Source organism: Streptomyces sp. NPDC047081, from assembly GCF_040643775.1.
Lineage (GTDB): Bacteria > Actinomycetota > Actinomycetes > Streptomycetales > Streptomycetaceae > Streptomyces.
Map to the genome: position 1 here is coordinate 115,988 of NZ_JBEYUY010000017.1, position 22,764 is coordinate 138,751.

Here is a 22,764-nt window from a genome sequence, read left to right on the forward strand (position 1 = left end):
GCGGCCGGGCGCGGTTACTCCGCGAGAAAGTCCGCCACCACCTCCAGGAACTCCTCCGGCCGGTTCTCGTGCACAAGGTGCCCCGCTTCGATGGTCACCAGCCGGGCGTCCTGGACGAGTTCGGACAGGGTGGCTATCTGGTCCTGCGGGATTAGGCTGTCGTGTCCGCCACCGATCAGCAGGGTCGGCACGGTGATTCGCCCCATGTGGTCCCACCACACCGGGTCGGGAGCGTTCCGTTGTTCGTCGGTGGCTCGGATCATCGCCCAGTCGAACGGCAGCTCTCCGTCGGGCCGTTCGGCGGGCGGCCGGGGCGGGTCGAGAGGGATCGGCGCCGGTACGTCCTCCAGCACGAGGCGTCGTACGACATCAGGACTCTCCTGCGCGAGCAAGTACGCCACGGCGCCGCCGAGCGAGTGCCCCACGACGTCGACCGGCCCGACGCGGAGGACGTCCAGGAACGATCGGATGTCGTCGCGCATCGCCTCGTACGCGTACTCGCCCGGCCAGTCGCTGCGGCCGTGACCCCGCAGATCGGGGGCGTAGACGCGGCGCGGCGGCCGGCCGGAAGCGAGCCGCTCGGCGATGACGGTCCAGTCCGCGCCGTCGGTGCCGCGGGAGTGGAGCAGGAGGAGGGGCGGCGCGTCCTCCGGGCCCCAGGTGCGGTAGGCGAGGGTGATGCCGTTCGCCTTGACGGTGCGGGGTTCGTTGGCCATACGGGGAAGGTAACGGGGTCGGCTGGGGCTCCGGGGGCGGATCTGCCGACGGCAGACATGCCACCAGCTCGCCGCGCTCATCGCAGAGGCGCCCCTCGCCCCTCCAGGAACCCCGCGACCCGCCTCACGAACCACTCCGGGTCGTCCAGCCACGGGTAGTGGCCGGCGCCCGGCTGCACGTCGAACTCGGCGTTCGGGAACGCGTCGGCGGCCGTGCGGGCCAGGGCCGGGCGGGGGCCTCCGTCAGCCCCGCCCGCCAGGACGAGTACGGGGGCGGTGACAGCCACGAGTGCGGCGCGGGTCGTGGTTGGGTCGTAGGCGCCGTCGGAGCCGTAGATCTCTTCGGCCTCCTCGTTGGACTCCGCCTCGGCGCGGGCCTCGTGCTCCTGGGCGCTGCGGTCCCAGCGGCCGTAGAAGAAGGGAGCGATGGCCGGGCCGTATTCGGCCTTGCCCGCCAGCCAGTCCTCGAAGACCGGAAACGCCGCCTCGAACCACGGCTCTCCGCTCCTCAGCCGCGCCGCGGTCAGCCGGTCCTCGGCGGTCGGCGCGCCGCCCAGCGCCCAGGGGGTGGCCGTGACCAGAACCAGCCGCCCCAGCCGGTGCGGATACCGGGCGGCGTACAGCATGGCGAGGCTCCCGCCGGCGGAGTGTGCGAGCACGTCCATCCGGTCGAGCCCCAAGTGCTCGCGGAGCGCCTCCACATCGTCGACCAACCGGTCGCACCGGTATGTCCCCGGGTCCTCGGGCACGGCCGACCCACCGGTACCGCGCAGATCGAGCAGCACCAGCCCCCGGTGCGCGCTCAGCCCACCCAGGTCGCCGAGATATGTGGAGGCCCGCATCGGCCCGCCGGGCAGCACGACCAGCGGCTTCCCTTCACCCTGGAGGCGGTACGCGAGCTGGGTCCCGTCGGGCGCGCTGAAGATCGGCATGCCACCGATCCTGCTGGGCGGTGGAGCGCGGCACAACGGGTTCTTCTCCGCGCGTCGGCGAGAAAGTGCGGCCAGACCCCTTGCCTGGCCCGACCTGGGCTGGATTACTGATCCCGAGCACCTCGACCGAATGATCGGTCGCCCGTATTGAGATGGTTGCGGTTAGGGAGATCTCCCCATGGCGGATGCGGCGGAGTTGCTGGACTCGGGGGAACGGCTGGATTCCGGGGCGCTGCGGGCGTTGCAGCTGGAGCGGTTGCGGGCTTCGCTGCGGCATGCGTACGAACACGTGCCGTTCTACCGGGAGTCCTTCGACAAGGCGGGCGTGCGGCCGGAGGACTGCCGCTCGCTCGGCGATCTGGCCCGGTTTCCGTTCACGAGCAAGGGCGACCTGCGCGAGAACTATCCGTACGGGATGTTCGCCGTACCGCGGGACCGCGTTCGCCGGATCCACGCGTCGAGTGGCACCACCGGACGGCCGACCGTCGTCGGCTACACCGACAACGACCTTTCCCTGTGGGCCGACATGGTGGCCCGCTCCATCCGCGCCGCGGGCGGACGGCCCGGCGACAGGGTTCATGTCGCCTACGGATACGGGCTGTTCACCGGCGGACTCGGCGCGCACTACGGCGCAGAACGGCTCGGTTGTACGGTCATCCCCGCGTCCGGCGGGATGACGGCCCGTCAAGTCCAGCTGATCCAGGACCTCGAGCCGCAGATCATCATGGTGACCCCCTCGTACATGCTCACGCTTCTGGACGAGTTCGAGCGGCAGGGCGTCGATCCGCGCGGGACCTCGTTGCGGGTCGGGATCTTCGGGGCGGAGCCGTGGACCGAGCAGATGCGGCGGGAGATCGAGGAGCGGTTCGCGATCGACGCCGTGGACATATACGGGCTGTCGGAGGTGATCGGTCCGGGTGTGGCGCAGGAGTGCGTGGAGACCAAGGACGGGCTGCATGTGTGGGAGGACCACTTCTATCCGGAGATCGTCGATCCGATCAGCGGTGAGGTGCTGCCCGACGGGGAGGAAGGCGAGCTGGTGTTCACCTCGCTCACCAAGGAGGCCATGCCCGTCGTGCGGTACCGGACGCGTGATCTGACGCGGCTGCTGCCGGGGACGGCGCGGGTGTTCCGGCGGTTGGAGAAGGTCACCGGGCGCAGCGACGACATGGTCATCCTGCGCGGGGTCAATCTGTTCCCCACGCAGATCGAGGAGATCGTGCTGCGGACGCCGGGCGTGGCGCCGCACTTCCAGCTGCGCCTCACCCGCGAGGGCCGGCTCGACGCGCTCACCGTCCGGGCGGAGGCCAGGCCGGACGCGGGCCCCGAGGTGCGGGACACGGCGGCGGGAGCGATCGCGGCGGCCGTGAAGGACGGCATCGGGGTGTCGGTGGCCGTGGAGATCGTGGAGCCGGAATCACTGGAACGCTCGGTGGGGAAGATCCGGCGGATCGTGGACCTGCGGGATCGCCGGTGACCCGGGAGAAAGGCGCCGGGCCCGAAGCTGTGCTACGATCTTGATCGTTGCAGTTGTGGTACCCATGAACCTATGTGCGCCTGACGGGAATGTTTCTCCTTCGGGCGCATTATTTGTTTTTCCGGCATCTCCGGATGGGGCCTCTGCTTACAGAATGCCTACTGAAGGAGAAAGTCATGGCACAGGGAACCGTGAAGTGGTTCAACTCGGAAAAGGGTTTCGGCTTCATCGAGCAGGACGGCGGCGGCCCGGACGTCTTCGCCCACTACTCGAACATCGCCACCCAGGGCTTCCGTGAGCTCCAGGAGGGCCAGCGGGTGTCCTTCGACGTCACGCAGGGCCAGAAGGGCCCGCAGGCGGAGAACATCGTCCCCGCCTGATCGCCGGACGCGTATCCACTCGCCGGGGTCCGCACCATCGCGGTGCGGACCCCGGTTTGTGCTGTTTCCAGGAAGGCTGACAACTGCATGTCCCGCAGACCCCAGAAGTCCAACCGGCGCGCCTCGTCGCCCGCACCGTCCGCGTCGCCGACGCGGGAATTCCGGCTGCCGGAAAACACGACTCCCGCGCTGCCCGCCGTCGAGGACTTCGCCGGTCTGGACATGCCCGCGGCGCTGCTCAAGACCCTCGCCGCGCAGGGTGTCATCACCCCGTTCCCCATCCAGGCCGCCACGCTGCCGAACTCGCTGGCCGGCCGTGACCTGCTCGGACGCGGGCGGACCGGTTCCGGCAAGACGCTGGCGTTCGGGCTCGCGCTGCTGGGCCGTACGGCCGGGCTGCGCGCCGAGCCGAAGGCGCCGCTCGCCCTGGTGCTGGTGCCCACGCGTGAACTCGCTCAGCAGGTCACCGACGCGCTCACCCCGTATGCGACGGCCGTGAACCTCCGGCTGGCGACCGTGGTCGGCGGGCTGTCCATCACCCGGCAGGCCGCGACGCTGCGGCGCGGGGCCGAGGTGGTCGTGGCGACTCCCGGCAGGCTCAACGACCTCGTGGCCCAGGGCGACTGCGTGCTGGACGACGTCCGCATCACGGTGCTGGACGAGGCCGACCAGATGACCGACATGGGCTTCCTGCCGCAGATCACCAAGCTGATCGAGCGGGTACGGCCCGACGGGCAGCGCATGCTGTTCTCGGCGACGCTGGACCAGAACATCGACCGTCTGGTGCAGCGGTTCCTGACCGATCCCGTGGTGCACTCCGTGGACCCGTCGGCGGGCGCGGTGACGACGATGGAGCACCATGTGCTGCACGTCCTGGACGAAACCGACAAGAAGGCCGTCACCACGCGCATTGCCGCTCGTGACGGACGGGTCATCCTCTTCCTGGACACCAAGCGGTCCGCCGACCGGCTCGCCAAGCGGCTGCTGGCCGTCGGTGTGCGCGCGGCGGCGCTGCACGGCGGGCGCTCACAGCCGCAGCGCAACCGCACGCTGGAGCAGTTCAAGAACGGCCAGGTCACCGCGCTGGTGGCGACGAACGTGGCGGCCCGGGGCATACACGTCGACGACCTCGACCTCGTCGTGAACGTCGATCCTCCGACCGACCACAAGGACTACCTCCACCGTGGCGGCCGCACCGCGCGGGCCGGGGGCTCCGGCAGCGTGGTCACGCTGGTGCTTCCCGACCAGAAGCGGGAGGTGACCCGGCTGATGTCGGACGCGGGCATTCGTCCCCGCACGGCCCGCGTCATGTCGAGCGACTCGCAGCTGACCACGATCACGGGCGCCCGCGAGCCGTCGGGCGTGCCGGTCACGATCGAGGTCCCGCAGCCGGCGACGCCACCGGCGTCCCGCCAGACCGGCAAGCCGGGCACGGAGCCTGGCAGGCGCTCGAGCCGCCGACGCCGGAACGGCACGGGCTCCGGAGCGCCGACGTCAGCCGCGGGCGGCACGGCAGGCCGGGGTTCGGACCGCCGACCCGCGGCCGGGTCGGCAGCCACCGGTGGCAACCCTCCGGCGGACGGCCGCGGTACGCCCCGCCGGGCAGCAGCAGGCGGCCCCAAGGGCAGCCACACCGGCACGGGCGCCCGAGGCTCCGAACGCCGGGCCACGGAAGCCACGTCGAACGGCACCGGATCCCGCTCCGGCACCGCCAAGCCCGCCGGCGGATCCGCCCGACGCACGGCGAGCACAACAGGCACGCGCGGCTCCACGAGCACCGGCGGTCGTGCGGGCAACGGTGACCGTGCCGGCACGGGCGCCCGCGGCTCGGACCGCCGGGGCGGCCGCCGCAGCTCCGCCGGCTAGGGCGCCGTCAGGCACGTCGGCACTTCAGGTCGCCCGCAGTGGCCGCCGTGGCCAAGCCGTCTAGGACCCCGCCAGACACACTGGCACCCTAGACGCCAGCCACGGCGGCCACCGTGCCTCTGCCACCCTGGCCGCCGCCAGGCGCGTCCAGCTACCCCCACCCGGGTGCCGCCACAGATCGGCCGATCAGTAGGCCGCTGAATGCGCCCGATCCTTGACCGCGCCGGTGGCCGCCCCGCCTCCGCCCGCGTTCGACGCCACCAGACACACCCGCACCTCGACCGCCATGGTCGGGGCGCGGGTCTGTGAGCAGTCCCAGCCCATCGCCTCAATCGGATGCCGAACGCTGTCCAGGCAGTCCCGCAGCCCCCCGCGCCCCTCCGCCCGCCATCGCCATCGTCGGCCGGGTGACCCCCGAGAAGTCGTGGGTCGCCACGCTGTTGCGGTCCGTCACCGAGCGGCCCAGGGCGTGGTGGGGCCACAGGCCTCCCGCGAGGCGGCGGCTGCGTTCGCCCCATTCCAGGGGCTCCGCGCCGCGGAGCTTGTAGAAGTTCAGGGCGTAGCCGCCCGAGAAGATGCGGAGGAGGGTGAAGCCGCCGGGGTATTCCTTGACCGCGCTGACCTCCTGGAGGGTCACGTGCGGGGCCCGGGACAGGATCGTGCGTTTGTTGCGGTGGGTGTGGCCCGCGTGATGGAGGAAGACGCCGGGGGCGGTGGCGTAGGCCTTGAGGATCGAGCGGGCCTGGCGGCGGTTCAGGCGCTGTCCGGCGGCGACCGGGAAGACGGAGTCCCGTACCGTCAGCGGGTGGTGGCCGAAGACGACCGTGGGCTGGTCTCGGTTCTCGTGCAACCGGCGGCGGAACCAGGAGAGTTGCTCCTCGCCCAGGCCGCCCGAGTCGGCGCCGTTGCCCCGCTTCTCGTAGGTGTCGAGGCCCAGGATGCGCAGCCCGCCCACGTCGTGGCCGAAGTAACCGGGCCCGCCGTCGCCCGCGAACCCGCGCCGGAAGGCGTCGCCGGACTCGCCGTGCTCGGGTCCGGGACGGTCGTGGTTGCCCCGTACGACGAAGTAGTCCTGGCCGTGCTCCCCGAAGCCGTCCAGGATGCGTCTCGCGTGGGCCAGGTCCTCCGGCGCGCCGCCCGCCGAGATGTCCCCCGCGGCCAGCAGCAGGTCGGCGCCGCGGCGGCGGGCCTCCTCGACCAGGGCGAGGCCCATGACCTCGGGGTACGGGGCGAGCCCAGGTCGCTGGGAGACCCCGCGGAACAGGGGGATGCCGGTCACCAGGCCGGCCGTGGTCTCGCCGAGGTGCAGGTCGTTGCAGAGCGCGATCGAGAGCAGATGGCGGCCGGGTGGGGGCTGGGGGGTGGTGAAGGCGTACGGGCCGCCGCGTGAGCCGAAACCGTGGAGTGAGGTGCCGGCCGCGTTGCCGCGTGCGAAGTGCAGCGCGGTGGGGGTGGCTGCCACACCGCGGGAGCGGGCCTGGTAGTAGTACGTCTGCCCCGGCTCCAGGCCGGTCAGCTCGACGTGGTGGTGGGCGGTCGGCCGGTGCTCGCCCGCGACGCGGTTCAGTCGGCCCGGGTGGGTGCCGTAGACGACCTCGCCGTCGGTGAGGGCGGGGAGCATGTGGCCGAGGCCGTCGTCGGTGCCGGGGATTCCGGTGAACCAGGTGATGACGGCCCGGTCCTCGGTGAGGGTGACCAGTTCGAGGTTGACGACGGCGACGTGGCTGGAGTGGGGACGGGTGCGGTGGGCGGCCGCGGAGGCGGCGCGCAGGGCGAGCAGGGCACCGGCGCGGAGCACTTCGCAGGGGTCCGGCAGCGCCGCCAGGGGAGCGGGGAGGCAGCAACGCATGCCTGCCATGTTCCCGGGCGCGGTGAACGATGGCGGCAGCACGGACGGCGGGATCGGGTACGGAACGCGGCTTCTTGCGGCGTCATGCCACGTCATGGGGTATGACGTCTGGTCTTGTGGCGTTTGTCACTCGCCGTTCGCGAACCGGTCCCGGAGCTCCCTTTTCAAGATCTTCCCGCTGGCGTTGCGGGGCAGTCCGTCCACGAACACCACCCGCTTCGGCGCCTTGAAGGCGGCGAGCTTCTCGCGCGCGTGCGCGATCAGCTCCTCCTCGGTGACCTCGCCGCGCGGTACGACGACCGCCGTGACCGCCTCGATCCAGCGCTCGTCGGGCAGGCCGACCACGGCGACCTCGGCGACGCCCTCGTGCGTGTAGAGGGCGTCCTCGACCTGGCGTGAGGCGACCAGCACGCCCCCGGAGTTGATCACGTCCTTCACCCGGTCGACGATCGTGTAGTAGCCGTGCGGGTCGCGCACGGCGAGGTCGCCGGAGTGCAACCAGCCGTCGCGGAAGGCGTCGGCCGTCTCCTCGGGCTTGTCCCAGTAGCCCTCGCACAGCTGCGGGGACTTGTAGACGATCTCGCCGGGGGTGCCGTCGGGGACGTCCTTGCCGTCCTCGTCGACCACTCGCGCGTCGACGAAGAGGACGGGCCGGCCGCAGGAGTCCATGCGTCCCTTGTGCTCGTCGGGGGCCAGCACGGTGGCGAGGGGGCCGATCTCGCTCTGGCCGAAGCAGTTGTAGAAGCCGAGCTTCGGCAGCCGTTCGCGCAGCCGTTCCAGGACCGGCACAGGCATGATCGACGCACCGTAGTACGCCTTGCGCAGGCCGCTGAGGTCGCGGTCCGCGAAGTCGGGGCGGTTGGACAGCCCGATCCACACCGTCGGCGGCGCGAACAGGCTGTCCACGCGGCCCGCCTCGATCAGGTCGAAGAGCCGGTCGCCGTCGGGGGCGTCGAGGATGATGTTGGTCGCGCCGACCGCCAGGTACGGCAGCAGGAACACGTGCATCTGCGCCGAGTGGTACAGCGGCAGCGAGTGCACGGGACGGTCGCCGGCGCTGAGGTCGAGGGCGGTGATCGCGCTCAGGTACTCGTGCACGAGCGCGCGGTGGGTCATCATCGCGCCCTTGGGCAGGGCCGTCGTACCGGAGGTGTACAGCAGCTGCACGAGGTCCTCGGTGCGCGGCTCGGGGCCGTCGTACGCGGGGGCGGTCGCGAGCCGCGCGAGCAGTGAGTCGTCGGCGTCGCGCAGGGGCAACGTACGGACGTCGTCCGGGAGCCGGCCGACCAGGTCCGGGTCGGTGAGGACCAGGGAGCTGCCGCTCTGGCCGACGATGTAGGCCAGGTCGTCGCCGGTGAGGTTCTGGTTGACCGGGACGTGCACCAGGCCGGCGCGGGCGCAGGCAAGGAAGGCGATGAGATAGGCGTCCGAGTTGTGGCCGTAGGCACCGACCCGGTCGCCCGGGGCAAGGCCCTCGCCGAGAAGGACGCTCGCCGCGCGGCCGACGGCCAGGTCGAGTTCCTCGTACGTCCAAGTGCGGTCGCCGTACTCCACCGCGACCCTCGCCGGGGTGCGCCGGGCACTGCGTCGCAGCACCCCGTCAACCGTGCTGCCCTGTCCCTGCGTCATGACTCATGATCCTCGGTCCGACACCGAGGCAGGTCAAGCACCTGGGTGGGCCACCCCGCACAGGTACGCTCAACCGCCCCTTCCCTCAACGAAGTCGGGAGGCACCATGCGCACCCGCCTGAGACGACTGGTCGTCGCGGCCGTCGCCTTACTCACCGCCTCGACCGCGCTGCCGGCGGCCGCGGCCGGGCAGCAGAGCCACCAGGAACACCCCTCGCACGCCGGACTGTCCGCCGTCATCCGCTACACCGAGTACGGCATTCCGCACATCGTCGCCAAGGACTACGCCGACCTCGGCTTCGGCACCGGCTGGGCGCAGGCCGCCGACCAGGTGTGCACGCTCGCCGACGGCTTCACGACCGTGCGCGGCGACCGCTCGCGCTTCTTCGGGGCCGACGGGACGACCGACTTCTCCCTGTCGTCGGCCTCCACCAACCTTGCCAGCGACCTCTACTTCCGCGGGGTTCGCGAGGCCCGCACGGTGGAGAAGCTGCTCGCGCAGCCCGCGCCGCTGGGCCCGAGCCAGGACGTCAAGGACCTGATGCGGGGCTTCGCCGCCGGATACGACGCCTGGCTGAAGCAGAACCGGATCACCGACCCGGCGTGCAAGGGCGCCGCCTGGGTACGGCCGATCGGCACGGTCGACGTCGCCGCCCGTTTCTACGCCATCTCAGTCATCGGCGGCCAGGGCGGCTCCGTGGACGAGATCACCGGCGCCCAGCCGCCCACCGGCGCCACGGCAGGTGCCCAGAGCGTCGACGCCCAGGCCCTGATCAAGTCCGTACAGGCACGCACCGCCGACGCCGACATGGGCTCGAACGCCGTCGCCTTCAGCGGCGCCACCACGGCCAACGGCCGCGGTCTCCTACTGGGGAACCCGCACTACCCGTGGCACGGCGGACGCCGTTTCTGGCAGTCGCAGCAGACCATCCCCGGCGAGCTCGATGTGGCCGGCGGATCCCTGCTCGGCTCGCCGACCGTCTCCATCGGCTACAACTCCCATGTGGCGTGGAGCCACACCGTCGCGACCGGTGTCCCGTTCAACCTCACCCGGCTGACCCTCGACCCGTCCGACCCCACCGTCTACCTGGTCGACGGCAAGCCGGAGCGGATGACGAAGCGCACGGTGACGGTGGCGGTCAAGGACGGCTCGTCCGTGACCCGTACGCAGTGGTGGACGCGCTACGGCCCGGTCGTCGCCGATCCACAGGGCGATCCGCCACTTCCCTGGACCACGACGACGGCGTACGCGTTCAATGACCCCAACGCCGCCAACCTGCGGTTCGGCGACACCTCCCTCGGCTTCGGCAAGGCGCGCTCGACGGCGGACATACTCGCCTCGCTGAAGAAGTACCAGGGGCTCCCGTGGGTGAACACCATCGCCGCGGACTCCTCGGGGCATTCGCTCTACTCGCAGTCGCAGGTGCTGCCCCGCATCACCAACGACCTGGTGGCGAGCTGCTCCACCGACCTCGGCAAGCTGACCTACCCGGCGGTGGGCCTGGCGGTCCTCGACGGCTCCCGTGCGGACTGCACACCCGGCGACGACTCCGACGCCGTGCAACCGGGCATCTTCGGGCCCTCCCGCATGCCCACGCTCAAGGACGCCCCGTACGCGGAGAACTCCAACGACAGCGCCTGGCTGACCAACGCCGACCTGCCGCTCACCGGGTACGAGCGGATCTTCGGCAGCATCGGAACTCAGCGCTCGATGCGGACCCGTGGCGCGATCGAGGACGTGTCGGCGATGGCGAAGCGGGGTGGGCTGACCGTCGGGGACCTCCAGCAGCAGGAGTTCACCAACCGGGCGCCCGCGGGCGACCTGGCCGCCGACGACGCGGCGAAGGCGTGTGCCGCACTGCCCGGCGGTACGGCAACGGGCAGTGACGGCAAAGCCGTTGACGTCTCGGCGGCCTGTCCGGTGCTCGCCTCCTGGGGCCGGGCCATGGACACCGACAGCAAGGGCGCGCTGCTCTTCGACCGCTTCTGGCGGAAGTTCAACGCCTCGGTATCGCCCGCCCAGCGCTGGAAGGTCCCGTTCTCGGCGGCCGACCCGGTCCACACCCCGAACACCCTCAACACCGCCGCACCCGGCTTCGCCGCGGCCCTCGCGGACACGGTGACCGAGCTGCGCGCGGCCGGCATCGCGCTCGACTCCCGGCTCGGCGAGCACCAGTTCGTCGTGCGGGGCGGGCGGCGCATCCCGATTCCGGGCGGCACGGAGGCGCTCGGTGTGTGGAACAAGGTCGAGCCGGTGTGGAACGCGGCGCAGGGCGGCTACACCGAGATCACGACCGGCTCCAGCCACATCCAGGCCGTCGGCTGGGACGGCGGCGGCTGCCCGGTGGCGCGCACCCTGCTCACGTACAGCCAGTCGGAGAACCCGAACTCGCCCCACTACAGCGACCAGACACGGCTCTTCTCCCAGGAGAAGTGGGTCACGGCCCGCTTCTGCGAGAAGGACGTCCTGTCCTCTCCCGTACTCAGGATCGTCCGCGTCGGCGAGCACGGCTGACCGTCGCGAGGCCGTCCGGCTCAGCTCCACCTCGGGGGCTGCACCGGGCGGCCCGTGAACGCGTCCAGGAGGATCCGGTCGCCCAGCGCGCGGCCGAGTTTCACCGTCACTTTCTCGTAGAGCAGTTGGGCGGTGCACGAGCCGTCCTTCGCGCCGGTGACGGCTGCGGACAGTACGACGGTCGAGTCCGTCTCCAGTACGTCCACCACGGGACCGTCGTCGCAGGCGCCGTGCCCGGCGAGCACGGTGACCGAGCGGCCGTCGGCGGACACCTTCACCAACTGCCCCAGCTCCCACAGGTCGTTGCTCGGGGACTCGGCGGCCGGTGCGATCGGCGCCTTGGGCTGCTTCATCGCGGTGAGGGCGACCCGCTTGAGCGGGGTGTCGTATCCCTTCAGCGTGAACAGCCAGGCCGGGACGGTCGCCGGGCCGCGACTGGTGAACAGGGTCGTCGTGCCCAACTTCGCGCCGGTCACGGTGAGATGGGGCCCGTCGTTGCCGCCGCGGGCCACGCTGTCGTAGGCCTCGCGTGCGCTCATCATCGGCAGCCGCAGCGAACCGCCGTCCTTCCACTTCACCTCGCCCTTCTGCTCCTTGAGCGCGGGGAGGGTGGCGTCCAGCACGAAGTTCTGTGTCGCGTACGCCTCTTTGTCGGTGCCGGTGTGGAAGGCGCCGTCGGGCAGCTGGATGACCTGCCCCAGCGGGAAGTAGCCCTTCGCCCACAGTTGCGCCGCCTTGGATCCCTCCCAGGCGTCGGCGACCGCGCGGGCCCTGGCGTGCCTTGTCGAGTCCCAGTCGGAGCCGTGGCTGCCGGCCTGCTCGCTGCCGCAGCCGACGGCGAGAGCGCCGGTGAGCAGGGTGAGCGGGATCAACGGTTTGACGAAGTGTGCGGTGTGCCTGCGCATGGGTCCCCCTGGGCCGACGGTGCGTGCGGTGCCGTTCCTGTGACGCCGCGGCACCGCGCCGCGTTCGCATCCGTCGGCCGAAAGGGGGGCCCGGGGTCACACGGGACGCGTGCGTCCTTCCCAGTACGGGTCCCGCAACCGCCGCTTGTAGAGCTTGCCGTTGGGGTCGCGGGGCATCTCGGCGATGAAGTCCACGCTCTTGGGCCGCTTGTAGCCGGCGAGTTGCTCGGCGCAGTACTCCAGGATCGCCGCGGCGAGGTCGGGGCCCGGCTCGTGTCCGGGGGCCGCCTCGACGACCGCCTTGACCTCCTCGCCCCAGTCGTCGTGCGGGATGCCGAAGACGGCGGCGTCGGCGACGGCCGGGTGGGCGAGCAGGGCGGACTCGATCTCGGCCGGGTAGATGTTGACCCCGCCCGAGATGATCATGTCTATCTTGCGGTCGCGGAGGAAGAGATAGCCGTCCTCGTCGAGGTAGCCGAGGTCGCCGACGGTGAAGAAGTCGCCGATGCGGTTCTTCTTCGTCTTGGCCTCGTCCTTGTGGTAGGCGAAGCCGCCGGTGTTCATCTTCATGTAGACGGTGCCGAGTTCACCGGGCGCCAGCTGCTCGCCGTCGTCGTCGAAGACGGCGAGCTCACTGATCGGCCAGGCCTTGCCTACGGTGCCGGGCTTCTTCAGCCAGTCCTCGGCGGTGGCGAAGGCGCCGCCGCCCTCGCTGGCCGCGTAGTACTCCTCGACCGAGTCGCCCCACCAGTCGATCATCGCCCGCTTGACGTGGTCGGGGCAGGGAGCGGCGCCGTGGATGGCGTGCCGCATGGACGAGACGTCGTACGAACGCCGTACCTCCTCGGGCAGGGCGAGCAGCCGGTGGAACTGGGTCGGGACCATGTGGGTGTGGGTGCACTTGTGGGTGTCGATGCAGCGGAGCATCTCCTCGGGCGTCCACTTGTCCATCAGGACGAGCCGGTGGCCTATGTGCAGGGACGCGCCCGCGAACTGGAGTACGGCCGTGTGGTAGAGCGGCGAGCAGACGAGGTGGACGTTGTCGTCGAAGGGCCTGATGCCGAAGATGCCGAGGAAGCCGCCGAGGTAGGCCTCCTCGGGGGTCTTGCCGGGCAGCGGACGGCGGATGCCGCGGGGGCGGCCGGTGGTGCCGGATGTGTAGTTCATGACCCAGCCGAGCTCACGGTCCGCGGGCGCCGACTCGGGCTGTCCATCGAGGAGTTCGGTGTACGGCCGGAAGCCCTCGACCTCGCCTACGGCGTACCGGTGGGTGGGTGGGAGGCCTGCCTCGTCGGCTGCGTGCCGGGCGGGTTCGGCGAAGCGCTCGTGTGCGATCAGCACCTTGGCGCCGGAGTCGGCGACGATCCAGCCGATCTCCGGGCCGACGAAGTGGTGGTTGATCGGCACGAGGTAGAAACCGGCCTGGCTGGCGGCCAGGTACGCGGTGAAGAACTCGATCCCGTTGGGCAGCACGACGGCGAAGGCGTCCCCGCGCGTCAGACCTGCGGCGCGCAGGCCGTGGACGAGGCGGTTGGCGGCGGCGTGCAGGCGTCCGGCGGTCCATTCCTCGCCGTCGGGTGCGATCAGTACCGTGCGGTCGGGGTCGCGGGTGGCCTGGGCCCAGAATCCGGCGGGGGGCGTGCTGGTCACTTGCCGCTCCTTCCGGCGATGCGGATCATGCGGTCCACGGCGTGTTCGAAGCCGCGGGTGAGGTCGTCGAATATGGCCTGGACACTGCGTTCGCTGGTCATCCGGCCGACGATCTGGCCGACGGGTGTGCCGAGCAGCGGCTCGACCTCGTACTTCTGGATGCGGGTGAGGGCCTCGGCGACGAGCAGGCCCTGCAGCGGCATGGGGAGGGTGCCGGGGCCGTTCGGGTCGTCCCAGGCGTCCGTCCACTCGGTGCGCAGCTGACGTGCGGGCTTGCCGGTCAGGGCGCGGGAGCGGACCGTGTCGCCGGAGCCGGCGGCGAGCAGCTTGCGGGTCACGGCGGTGGACGTGAGCTCGGCCTCGGTGCAGGTCAGCCAGAGGGAGCCGAGCCACACGCCCTGGGCGCCGAGGGCGAGCGCGGCGGCCACCTGCTGTCCGCTGCCGATGCCGCCGGCGGCCAGCACGGGCAACGGGCTCACGGCGTCGACGACTTCGGGCGTGAGCACCATCGAGGCGATCTCGCCGGTGTGCCCGCCGGCCTCGTAACCCTGCGCGACCACGATGTCGATGCCGGCTTCCTTGTGCTTGAGCGCGTGCCGGGCGCTGCCGGCCAGGGCTGCGACGAGCACGTCCTGTTCGTGGGCGCGGGCCACCACGTCGGCGGGCGGGGAGCCGAGGGCGTTGGCGAGCAGCCGGATCGGGTAGTCGAAGGCGACGTCGAGCTGGGTGCGGGCCACCTGCTCCATCCACCCGGTGATACGCCACCCGGACGCCTCGCCCTCGGCCAGCTCCGGCACCCCGTACTTGGCGAGCGTCTCGGTCACGAACTGCCGGTGCTGCTCCGGAATCATCGCCTCGACATCGGCCTCGGTCACGCCCTCGACCTTCTTGGCGGGCATGACGACATCGAGCCCGTACGGCTTCCCGTCGACGTGCGCCTCGACCCAGTCCAGGTCGCGTTTGAGGTCGTCGGGGGCGGTGTAGCGGACCGCGCCGAGCACGCCGAAACCGCCGGCCCGGCTGATGGCCGCGGCGACGGCGGGGAACGGCGTGAAGCCGAAGATGGCGTGCTCGACTCCCAGTTTCTTGCTCAGCTCCGTCTGCATGGGCGCAGAATGCCGCAGACCTCCGGCCGACGGAAGGCCTTTTCTGATAGACCGTCAGATTTCTTGCGCCGGAAGCCCGACTAGCCCGCTCTCGCGGTGAGCAGGGGCTGATAGAAGCCGCTGACGGACGGCTCGTGCCACGTGAGGGAGCTGAAGCCGGCTCTCGCCACGGCGTCGGTGAGCTCGGCTCGGGTCAGTGCCCAGTAGGTGGTGCGGCGGACGCGCACCTCCCACTCCCCCGCGTCGGGCAGCAGTTGGAAGTGCTCCATGTCGTAGCGTTCGCCGTCGTCGTGCCAGTGCCAGAGCTGGAAGGTGACAGTCCGGCCGTCGGAGCCGTACGACACCTGCGGCGGGGTGGCGGCCGGACGGGTCCGGCGGTCTTCGTCGTAGTCGCGGACGCTGAGCAGGAGCAGACCGGCGTCCCGCAGGACCCGACGCATGCCGCTCAGGGCCGTGGCCACATCGTGTCCGGTCAACAGGTGTGGCAGCGCGTTGTCAGCGCAGACGACGGCGTCGAACGCCCCTGGCTGAAAAGGGAGTTGGCGCATGTCCGCGGCGACGGTGGGCAGGGCCGCCCCGCGGGCCCCGGCCTCGGCGGCGGCCCGGGTGGCGGCGCGAGGGCTGAGGTCGGTGCCGACGACCCGGTGGCCGGTCCGGGCGAGGCCGATCGCCTGGGTGCCGATTCCGCAGGCGCAGTCCAGGATCCGGTGCGGGCCGGGGCCGAGCGCACGGGTCAACAGCCCGTCCAGGACGGCGGCTTGGTGGGACATGCTCGCGTCCCAGTCCCGGAAGATGCGGTGGTAGTCGGCGGCGAGATCGTCGTAGAACTCCCGCGGTGAGTACGTCACTCGCCCCTCGCCTGCGGCACGGCCGTCACTCCCCCGTCGCCTCCAGCACCGCCATCGCCGCGTTGTGTCCCGGTACCCCGCTCACTCCCCCGCCCCGCACCGCGCCCGCCCCGCACAGCAGCACGTTCGGGTGGGTGGTCTCCACGCCCCAGCGGCCGGTGTGGTCCTGGGCGTACGGCCAGGAGAGTTCGCGGTGGAAGATGTTGCCGCCGGGCAGCCGCAGGTCGCGTTCCAGGTCGAGCGGCGTCTTCGCCTCGATGCAGGGGCCGCCGTCGGCGTCGACGGCGAGGCAGTCCGCGAGGGGTTCGGCGAGGTGGGCGTCGAGCTGGGCGAGGGTCGACTTGAGGAGTTCCTCGCGTACGGCGTCGTTGTCGCGGTCGAAGAGCCTCGCCGGGGTGTGCAGGCCGAAGAGCGTGAGGGTCTGGTAGCCCTGTTCGACCAGGTCCGGGCCGAGGATCGTCGGGTCGGTGAGGGAGTGGCAGTAGATCTCGGAGGGCGGCGCGGCGGGCAGTTCGCCGGCGGCGGCCTGGGCGTGGGCGGTGGCGAGCTGCTGGTAGCCCTCGGCGATGTGGAAGGTGCCGGAGAAGGCCTCGCGGGGGTCGACCGAGGTGTCGCGCAGCCTCGGCAGCCGCTTGAGCAGCATGTTGACCTTGAGCTGGGCGCCCTCGGCGGGCTCGGGTGGGGTGTCGCCGGTCAGTTCGGCGAGGGCCTGCGGGGGGGCGTTCACGAGGACGTGCCGGGCCGTGACCACCCCTTCGCCCTCGGCCGTGCGGTAGCCGATCTCCGCGGTTCGGCCGTCCGTGGCGATCCGTACCGCCTCATGCCCGGTGGCGAGTACGGCGCCCGCGTCCCGGGCGGCCCCGGCGAGTGCGTCGGTCAGCGCGCCCATGCCGCCGACGGGGACGTCCCAGGCGCCCGTGCCGCCGCCGATCACGTGGTAGAGGAAGCAGCGGTTCTGCGCGAGCGAGGGCTCGTGGGCGTCGGCGAAGGTGCCGATGAGGGCGTCGGTGAGGACCACGCCCCGCACGAGGTCGTCGGCGAAACGGTCCTCGACCGCGACGCCGATCGGCTCCTCGAACAGCACCCGCCAGGCCTCCTCGTCGTCGACCCGGCGGCGCAGTTCGTCCCGCGTCGGCAGCGGCTCGGTCAGGGTCGGGAAGACCCGCTCGGCGACGCAGCCGGTCATGCCGTAGAAGCGCTGCCAGGCCTCGAACTCGCGGTCCGAGCCGGTGAGCCGGGCGAAGGCCTCCCGGGTGCGCCGGTCGCCGCCGCTGACGAGGAGTCCCGTCGGCCGGCCGTCCCGCTCCGCCGGGGTGTACGAGGAGATGGTGCGGGTGCGGACCCGGAAGTCGAGGCCGAGGTCGCGCACGATCTTCTTCGGCAGCAGGCTGACCAGGTACGAGTAGCGCGACAGGCGGGCGTCGACGCCGGCGAAGGGGCGGGTGGAGATCGCGGCGCCCCCGGTGCGGTCCAGCCGTTCGAGGACCAGCACGGAGCGTCCGGCGCGGGCAAGGTAGGCGGCGGCGACCAGGCCGTTGTGTCCGCCGCCGACGATCACGGCGTCGTAGGTCCGGTGTCCCTCGTGTGCGGTCATGGTTCTTCGTAACACGTGATGATCGTCGGCGGCCAGGGGTGTACGGCCAGGTGTCAGCGTCCGCCCGACGCCCGCTGCTGGCGCAGTACCGCGACCCTGCGGTACAGCTCGACGGCCTCGGCGCCGCGGCCGAGCTGTTCCAGGCAGTGGGCCTCGTCGTTGCGGCTGGCGAGGGTGTCGGAGTGGTCGGCGCCCAGCACGCGTTCGCGGGCGGCGGCGACGCGGCGGTACTCGGTGAGGGCGTCGGGCCAGCGGCCCAGCCAGCCGAGGCCGACGGCGACCTCGCGGCGGCTGACCAGGGTGTCGGGGTGGTCGGGTCCGAGGACCCGCTCGCGTATGGCGCAGACGTCGCGGGACTCGGCGAGGGCCTCCTCCCAGCGGCCCAGGCGGCCGAGGTTGACGCCGAGGCCGTGGCGGGCGCGGAGGGTCTCGGGGTGGGTGGGGCCCTGGACGCGGGCGCGGTCGTCGATCAGCTCGCGGTAGAGGGTGAGCGCCTCCGCGCTGCGGCCGAGGCGGCCCAGGCTGATGCCGACCTCGTAGCGGGCGGCGAGGGTGTCGGCGTGGTCGGGGCCGAGGGCCTGGGCGCGGGCCTCGGCGACCTCGCGGTAGGTCTGCAGGGCCTCCGGCCAGCGGCCCAACTGGCCCAGCGCGTAGGCGACTTCGTAGCGGGTGACCAGCGTGTCGGGGTGCTCGGCGCCGAGGACGCGGGCGCGGGCCGCGGCCACGTCGCAGGCCATGCGGTACGAGTCCTCCAGGCGGCCGAGCCGGGAGAGGTTGAAGGCGAGGTTGTGGCGGCAGCGCAGGGTGTCGGGGTGGTCCGGACCCATGCCGCGCTCGCGGGCGGTGAGCACCGACGTATAGACCTGATGGGCGTCGAAGTGCCGTCCCAACTGGCCCAGTACGTACGCCATTTCCTGGCGGGCGGCGAGCGTGTCGGGGTGGTCGGCGCCCAGCGCGCGGGTCCGGGCGGCGGCCACGTGCTTGTACTCCTGGAGCGCGTCGGCGGCGCGGCCGGTGCGGCTGAGGGTGAAGGCGACCTCGTAGCGGCTGGCGAGGGTGTCGGGGTGGTCGGGGCCGAGGAGGTGGGCGCGTTCGGCGGCGACGGCTCGGTGCACCTCGCCGGCCTCCGCCCAGCGGCCGAGCCGGCCGAGGCTGAGGCCCGCGTTGTGCCGTCCGGCGAGTGCGGTGACCGTCTGCCGGGAGGGGGCGGCCGGCTGGTCGGGCTGGGGTTCGTCGGCCCGGCCGCCCGCGGGCCGGGGGATCCACTCGCCGGTGAGCCCGGCCCCGGCGTCAGGGGGTGTGGTGCTGAGGCCGGCGCCGGTGGCCTTGTGGCCGGTGGTCATGCCGCGGGTCCAGGACGGCAGCCGGGCCTCGCGCGAGGTCTCGGGCGGACGCAGCGTCGGCTGCGGGGTCACGACGGTCGGCACATACCTGGGTGTCGTACGGCCGAGAGTGATCCGGCGGCCCAACTCCCGGGCGTCGTGCGGGCGTTGCTCGGGCAGCTTGGCCAGCAGGTCCAGGATGACCTTCTCGAGGTACTCGGGGATCTCCGCGCGCCTGCTGCGCGGGGGCTGCGGCGGGGTGTCGCGGTGGCCGACGAGGATCGCCCAGGCGTCGTCCAGGTCGAAGGGCGGGGCGCCGGTGGCGATCTCGTACAGCACGCAGCCCAGCGAGTACAGGTCGCTGCGCTGGTCGACCTCCGAACCGCCGATCTGCTCCGGGGACATGTAGTGCGGGGTGCCCATCGCGATGCCGGTGCCGGTGAGGCGGGAGGTGAAGCCGATGTCCGCGCCGAGGCGGGCGATGCCGAAGTCGCAGATCTTCACCGTGCCGTCGGTGAGCCGCATGATGTTGGCGGGTTTCAGGTCGCGGTGCACGATGCCCTGTTGATGCGTGTACGCGAGGGCGGCGGCGACCTGGTCGGCGATCTCGACGACCTCGGCGACGGCGAGCGGGTGCTGCTTGTTGTCCTCCAGGAGCTGGCTGAGGTTGCGGCCGTCCAGGAGCTCCATGACCAGGTAGAGGATGCCGTCGGACTCGCCGAAGTCATGGACGACGGTGATCCCGCGGTGCTGGAGGGCGGCGGCCACCCGGGCCTCGCGGCGGAAGCGTTCGCGCAGGACGCGGGTGAAGGCCTGGTCGTGGTGCGGGCCGAGCGGCTTGAGGCACTTCACGGCGACGTGCCGACCCAGCGACTCGTCCCGCGCCCGCCACACCTCGCCCATACCGCCCCGCCCGATCAGGTCGAGCAGCCGGTACCGGCCCTGGATCAGCTTGCTGTCCCCCATCTCCCGCGATCGCCCCCCGCTGGTCCGCGCCCCGCCCTCCCCTGGCTCGTCCAGTATGGCGAGCTATCGTCCGAGTTTGTACGGTGCCGGGCGCGAGCCGGGGCCGAGCCGTGACATGGCGCGGATGATGTGCTTGGGCGGAAGTTGCCAGCGCACACGTGCGGGGACGCAGCGCAGCAGGTTTCCGGTGGCACGCAGTTGCAGGGTGACGGTCCCGGGTTTCGGGGCCGGTCTGCCGTACAGCTCGTGGGCGTACGGCGGCAGGGCGGCGTACGCCAGTTGTGCCACGCGCCGCCACAGCACCTCGCGCGCCGGGACGAGGAGGGGGTGCGTCGGCGGGCGGAGCAGGAAGTCGTCCACTTCGCGTGCTTCGGGTCCGGCGCCGAGTTCGGGCCGCACCTTCTCGAAGTAGGCGGCCATCTCCTCCTGGTTCGCGGGTACGGCGTCGGGGTCGAGGCCCACCAGGCGGGCGCTCGTGCGGTGTTCGGCTATGTAACGGTCGGCCTGCGCGTCCGTGAGCCGGAAACCGGAGCGCCGCGCGACCTGCAGATAGGAGTCGATCTCGGCGCAGTGCACCCACAGCAGCAGCTCCGGTTCGTCGACGCCGTACCGCTCCCCCGTGTCGGGGTCGGTCGCCCCCAGCATGCTGTGGATCTTCCGCACCCGGGCGCCCGCGCGCTCGGCGGCCTCGGTGGTGCCGTAGGTCGTGGTGCCGACGAAGTTGGCCGTCCGCATGAGCCGGCCCCAGGCGTCCTTGCGGAAGTCGGAGTTCTGCATGACTCCGCGCACCGCGCGCGGATGGAGTGCCTGGAGGTAGAGGGCGCGGACACCGGCGACCCACATCATGGGGTCGGCGTGCATCTGCCATGTGACCGACTTCGGTGTGAACAGCCCCGGATCACCCATACCGGCAGGCTAACGCCGCACCCTCGGCATCCCCAGACCGATCCACGAGATGATCTCCCGCTGGATCTCGTTGTTGCCGCCGCCGAAGGTGAAGATGACCGCCGAGCGGTAGCCGCGCTCCAGCTCTCCGTGCAGGACCGCGCCCGCCGAGCCCTCCTTCAGCTCGCCCGCCGCGCCGACGATCTCCATCAGCCAGGCGTAGGCGTCCCGGCGGGCCTCGGAGCCGTAGACCTTGACAGCGGAGGCGTCCTGGGGGGTGAGGGTGCCGTTCTGGACGGCGTTCACCATGCGCCAGTTCATGAGCTTCATCGCGTCGAGCCTGGTGTGGGTCTGGGCGAGGCGGCGGCGCACCCAGGGGAGGTCGACGACGCGGCGGCCGTCGGCGAGCTTGGTCTCCATGGCCCAGCGCTGCACGTCCTGGAGGGCGCGGATCGCCATGGTGCCGTGGGCGGCGAGGGTGACGCGCTCGTGGTTGAGCTGGTTGGTGATCAGCCGCCAGCCCTGGTTCTCGGCGCCGACCCGGCGGGAGAGGGGGACGCGGATGTTCTCGTAGTAGCTGGCCGTGGTGTCGTGGGAGGCGAGGGTGTTGATGAGGGTGCAGGAGTAGCCGGGGTCGGTGGTCGGGACGAGGAGCATGGTGATGCCCTTGTGCGGCGGGGCGTCCGGGTCGGTGCGGGTGGCCAGCCAGACCCAGTCCGCGGTGTCGCCGTTCGTCGTCCAGATCTTCTGCCCGTTGACGACGTACTCGTCACCGTCGCGCACCGCGCGGGTCTTGAGCGACGCGAGGTCGGTGCCCGCGTCGGGCTCGCTGTAGCCGATCGCGAAGTCGATCTCGCCGGCGAGGACCTTCGGCAGGAAGTACGCCTTCTGCTCGTCGGTGCCGTACTGCATGATCGTCGGGCCGACCGTGTTGAGCGCCATCAGCGGCAGCGGTACGCCGGCCTGGGCGGCCTCGTCGAAGAAGATGAACTGCTCCATCGCGGTCAGCCCGCGCCCGCCGTACTCCTTGGGCCAGCCGACGCCGAGCCAGCCGTCCGTGCCGAGGCGGCGGATGGTCTCGCGGTAGAACCGCTTCTGGGCGGCCGGGTCACCGTGCCGGGCGTAGGCGTTGTCGGGCACCAACTCGGCGAAGTACGAGCGCAGTTCGGTGCGCAGCCGCTGCTGCTCGGGCGTGTATTCGAGGTGCACGGCGCCTCCAGGCCTGCCGGTCCGGTCCTGACGGCGCACACCGTAGAACGTGTTCCAGAAATTGGGAATGGCGTCGCATACGGAAACGGAAGTAGGCGGAAAACGGCCAGGGCCCCCGGTGCTCGACCTTTCCGGGGGCCCTGGCCGGTGAAGTGCTCAGTGAGCGACGGGTGTTGCCTGTGCGGCGGCGGTGGCGCGGGCCGGCTTCGGCGCGAGCTCCCGTTCCGCCAGCAGTCCGAAGACCAGCCCGAAGGAGGTCCACAGGGTCACCTGGACGGCCAGGGCCGCCAGCCGGAACTGCCAGAGCAGGGTGGCCGGGAAGGTCTTCGGCACCTCGTTGAAGGACGGCAGGAACGCGTACGCGAGCCCGACCACGAGAAGGAAGAACGCCCCGGCGGCGAGCGTCGCGTTCCAGTTGCCCAGGCGCGGCGCGAGGCGCCTGCCGAGGATCACGGTGGCGACCGCGAGCAGGACGCTGAGCAGGACCATGAGGAAGTAGAGCGCGGTCCGTTTGCCGATGGTGTCGGGGTCGCCGACGGACGGCGGGTTGGCCGGGTACTTCAGGAACGGCACGACGTACACGGCGATCAGGCCAGCGGCCGCCAGGAGCAGTGCGCTGGCGCGCGCCCCGAAACGGCCGATGCGGCCGAGCGCGAAGCAGTACGCGAGGGCGGCGATACCGCCGAACGCGATGCCGTAGACGAGGACACCGGTGGACAGGCCCGCGGTGGACTGCATCGTACGGCTGACGGTCTCGACGCCGTGTTCGTGCGAGTGCGCCTCCTCGTAGGCGATGGCCGCGTCGACGCGCGGTTCACCCAGGAAGTAGGCGACGACCAGGGCGAGCAGGCCCGCGGCGAGTCCCGCGAGCATGCCGCGCACCAGGAGGTTGCGGACGGTTGCGGAGTTCATGGG

General features: G+C 71.6%; 17 protein-coding genes. 4 read left to right on the forward strand and 13 right to left on the reverse strand.

Features of this window, described 5'->3' with window-relative positions:
- Positions 1-14: 14 nt before the first annotated feature.
- The gene (locus ABZ848_RS29510) at positions 15-716 is read right to left on the reverse strand and encodes an alpha/beta hydrolase (protein ID WP_360836754.1); all 702 of its coding nucleotides are present in this window, start codon (positions 714-716) and stop codon (positions 15-17) included.
- Positions 717-793: 77 nt separating this feature from the next.
- Positions 794-1,648, reverse strand: coding sequence for an alpha/beta hydrolase (locus ABZ848_RS29515; protein WP_360836756.1), 855 nt, complete (start codon positions 1,646-1,648; stop codon positions 794-796).
- A 178-nt stretch (positions 1,649-1,826) separates the two neighbouring features.
- On the opposite strand from ABZ848_RS29515, the gene paaK reads away from it, so the two are divergent.
- The 3 genes from paaK (at position 1,827) to ABZ848_RS29530 (ending at position 5,371) form a co-directional block, all read left to right on the forward strand.
- Positions 1,827-3,125, forward strand: a complete 1,299-nt coding sequence (paaK, locus tag ABZ848_RS29520) for a phenylacetate--CoA ligase PaaK (protein ID WP_360836758.1) — start codon at positions 1,827-1,829, stop codon at positions 3,123-3,125.
- Positions 3,126-3,301: 176 nt separating this feature from the next.
- Positions 3,302-3,505, forward strand: a complete 204-nt coding sequence (locus ABZ848_RS29525) for a cold-shock protein (RefSeq protein ID WP_007502648.1) — start codon at positions 3,302-3,304, stop codon at positions 3,503-3,505.
- Positions 3,506-3,592: 87 nt separating this feature from the next.
- Positions 3,593-5,371, forward strand: a complete 1,779-nt coding sequence (locus ABZ848_RS29530; protein WP_360836760.1) for a DEAD/DEAH box helicase — start codon at positions 3,593-3,595, stop codon at positions 5,369-5,371.
- A gap of 328 nt (positions 5,372-5,699) precedes the next feature.
- On the opposite strand, the gene ABZ848_RS29535 is transcribed toward ABZ848_RS29530, so the two are convergent.
- Together ABZ848_RS29535 and ABZ848_RS29540 are read right to left on the reverse strand one after the other, a co-directional pair.
- Complete coding sequence (locus ABZ848_RS29535) at positions 5,700-7,220, reverse strand: metallophosphoesterase family protein (protein ID WP_360836925.1); 1,521 nt, start codon at positions 7,218-7,220, stop codon at positions 5,700-5,702.
- 126 nt (positions 7,221-7,346) lie between these two features.
- A complete protein-coding gene (locus ABZ848_RS29540) occupies positions 7,347-8,849 on the reverse strand; it encodes an acyl-CoA synthetase (protein WP_360836761.1) in 1,503 nt (500 codons plus the stop codon).
- Between the two features lie 106 nt (positions 8,850-8,955).
- Between ABZ848_RS29540 and ABZ848_RS29545 the strand changes: the two genes are divergently transcribed.
- Entirely contained in the window at positions 8,956-11,364 is a 2,409-nt protein-coding gene (locus tag ABZ848_RS29545; protein ID WP_360836763.1) for a penicillin acylase family protein, read from the forward strand.
- A gap of 20 nt (positions 11,365-11,384) precedes the next feature.
- Here ABZ848_RS29545 and ABZ848_RS29550 read toward each other — a convergent pair whose 3' ends face one another.
- The 9 genes from ABZ848_RS29550 to ABZ848_RS29590 form a co-directional block, all read right to left on the reverse strand.
- Positions 11,385-12,269, reverse strand: coding sequence for a hypothetical protein (locus tag ABZ848_RS29550; RefSeq protein ID WP_360836765.1), 885 nt, complete (start codon positions 12,267-12,269; stop codon positions 11,385-11,387).
- 96 nt (positions 12,270-12,365) lie between these two features.
- Positions 12,366-13,919 carry an acyl-CoA synthetase gene (locus ABZ848_RS29555; RefSeq protein WP_360836767.1) on the reverse strand — a complete coding sequence of 518 codons (1,554 nt, stop codon included), beginning with the start codon at positions 13,917-13,919 and terminating at the stop codon, positions 12,366-12,368.
- A complete protein-coding gene (locus ABZ848_RS29560) occupies positions 13,916-15,025 on the reverse strand; it encodes a nitronate monooxygenase family protein (RefSeq protein WP_360836768.1) in 1,110 nt (369 codons plus the stop codon). The genes ABZ848_RS29555 and ABZ848_RS29560 overlap by 4 nt, the downstream gene beginning before the upstream one ends.
- Positions 15,026-15,105: 80 nt before the next feature.
- Positions 15,106-15,873, reverse strand: a complete 768-nt coding sequence (locus ABZ848_RS29565; RefSeq protein ID WP_360836769.1) for a class I SAM-dependent methyltransferase — start codon at positions 15,871-15,873, stop codon at positions 15,106-15,108.
- A 25-nt stretch (positions 15,874-15,898) separates the two neighbouring features.
- Positions 15,899-17,467 carry an NAD(P)/FAD-dependent oxidoreductase gene (locus tag ABZ848_RS29570; protein WP_360836770.1) on the reverse strand — a complete coding sequence of 523 codons (1,569 nt, stop codon included), beginning with the start codon at positions 17,465-17,467 and terminating at the stop codon, positions 15,899-15,901.
- 53 nt (positions 17,468-17,520) lie between these two features.
- Positions 17,521-19,755, reverse strand: a complete 2,235-nt coding sequence (locus ABZ848_RS29575; protein ID WP_360836771.1) for a serine/threonine-protein kinase — start codon at positions 19,753-19,755, stop codon at positions 17,521-17,523.
- Between the two features lie 63 nt (positions 19,756-19,818).
- Entirely contained in the window at positions 19,819-20,661 is an 843-nt protein-coding gene (locus tag ABZ848_RS29580) for an oxygenase MpaB family protein (RefSeq protein WP_360836772.1), read from the reverse strand.
- Positions 20,662-20,670: 9 nt separating this feature from the next.
- Positions 20,671-21,849: an acyl-CoA dehydrogenase family protein gene (locus tag ABZ848_RS29585; protein ID WP_360836774.1), complete on the reverse strand. Its 1,179-nt coding sequence runs from the start codon at positions 21,847-21,849 to the stop codon at positions 20,671-20,673.
- Between the two features lie 156 nt (positions 21,850-22,005).
- On the reverse strand, positions 22,006-22,761 hold the full coding sequence (locus ABZ848_RS29590) for a CbtA family protein (RefSeq protein ID WP_360836776.1): 756 nt from the start codon (positions 22,759-22,761) through the stop codon (positions 22,006-22,008).
- Between the last annotated feature and the right edge of the window lie 3 nt (positions 22,762-22,764).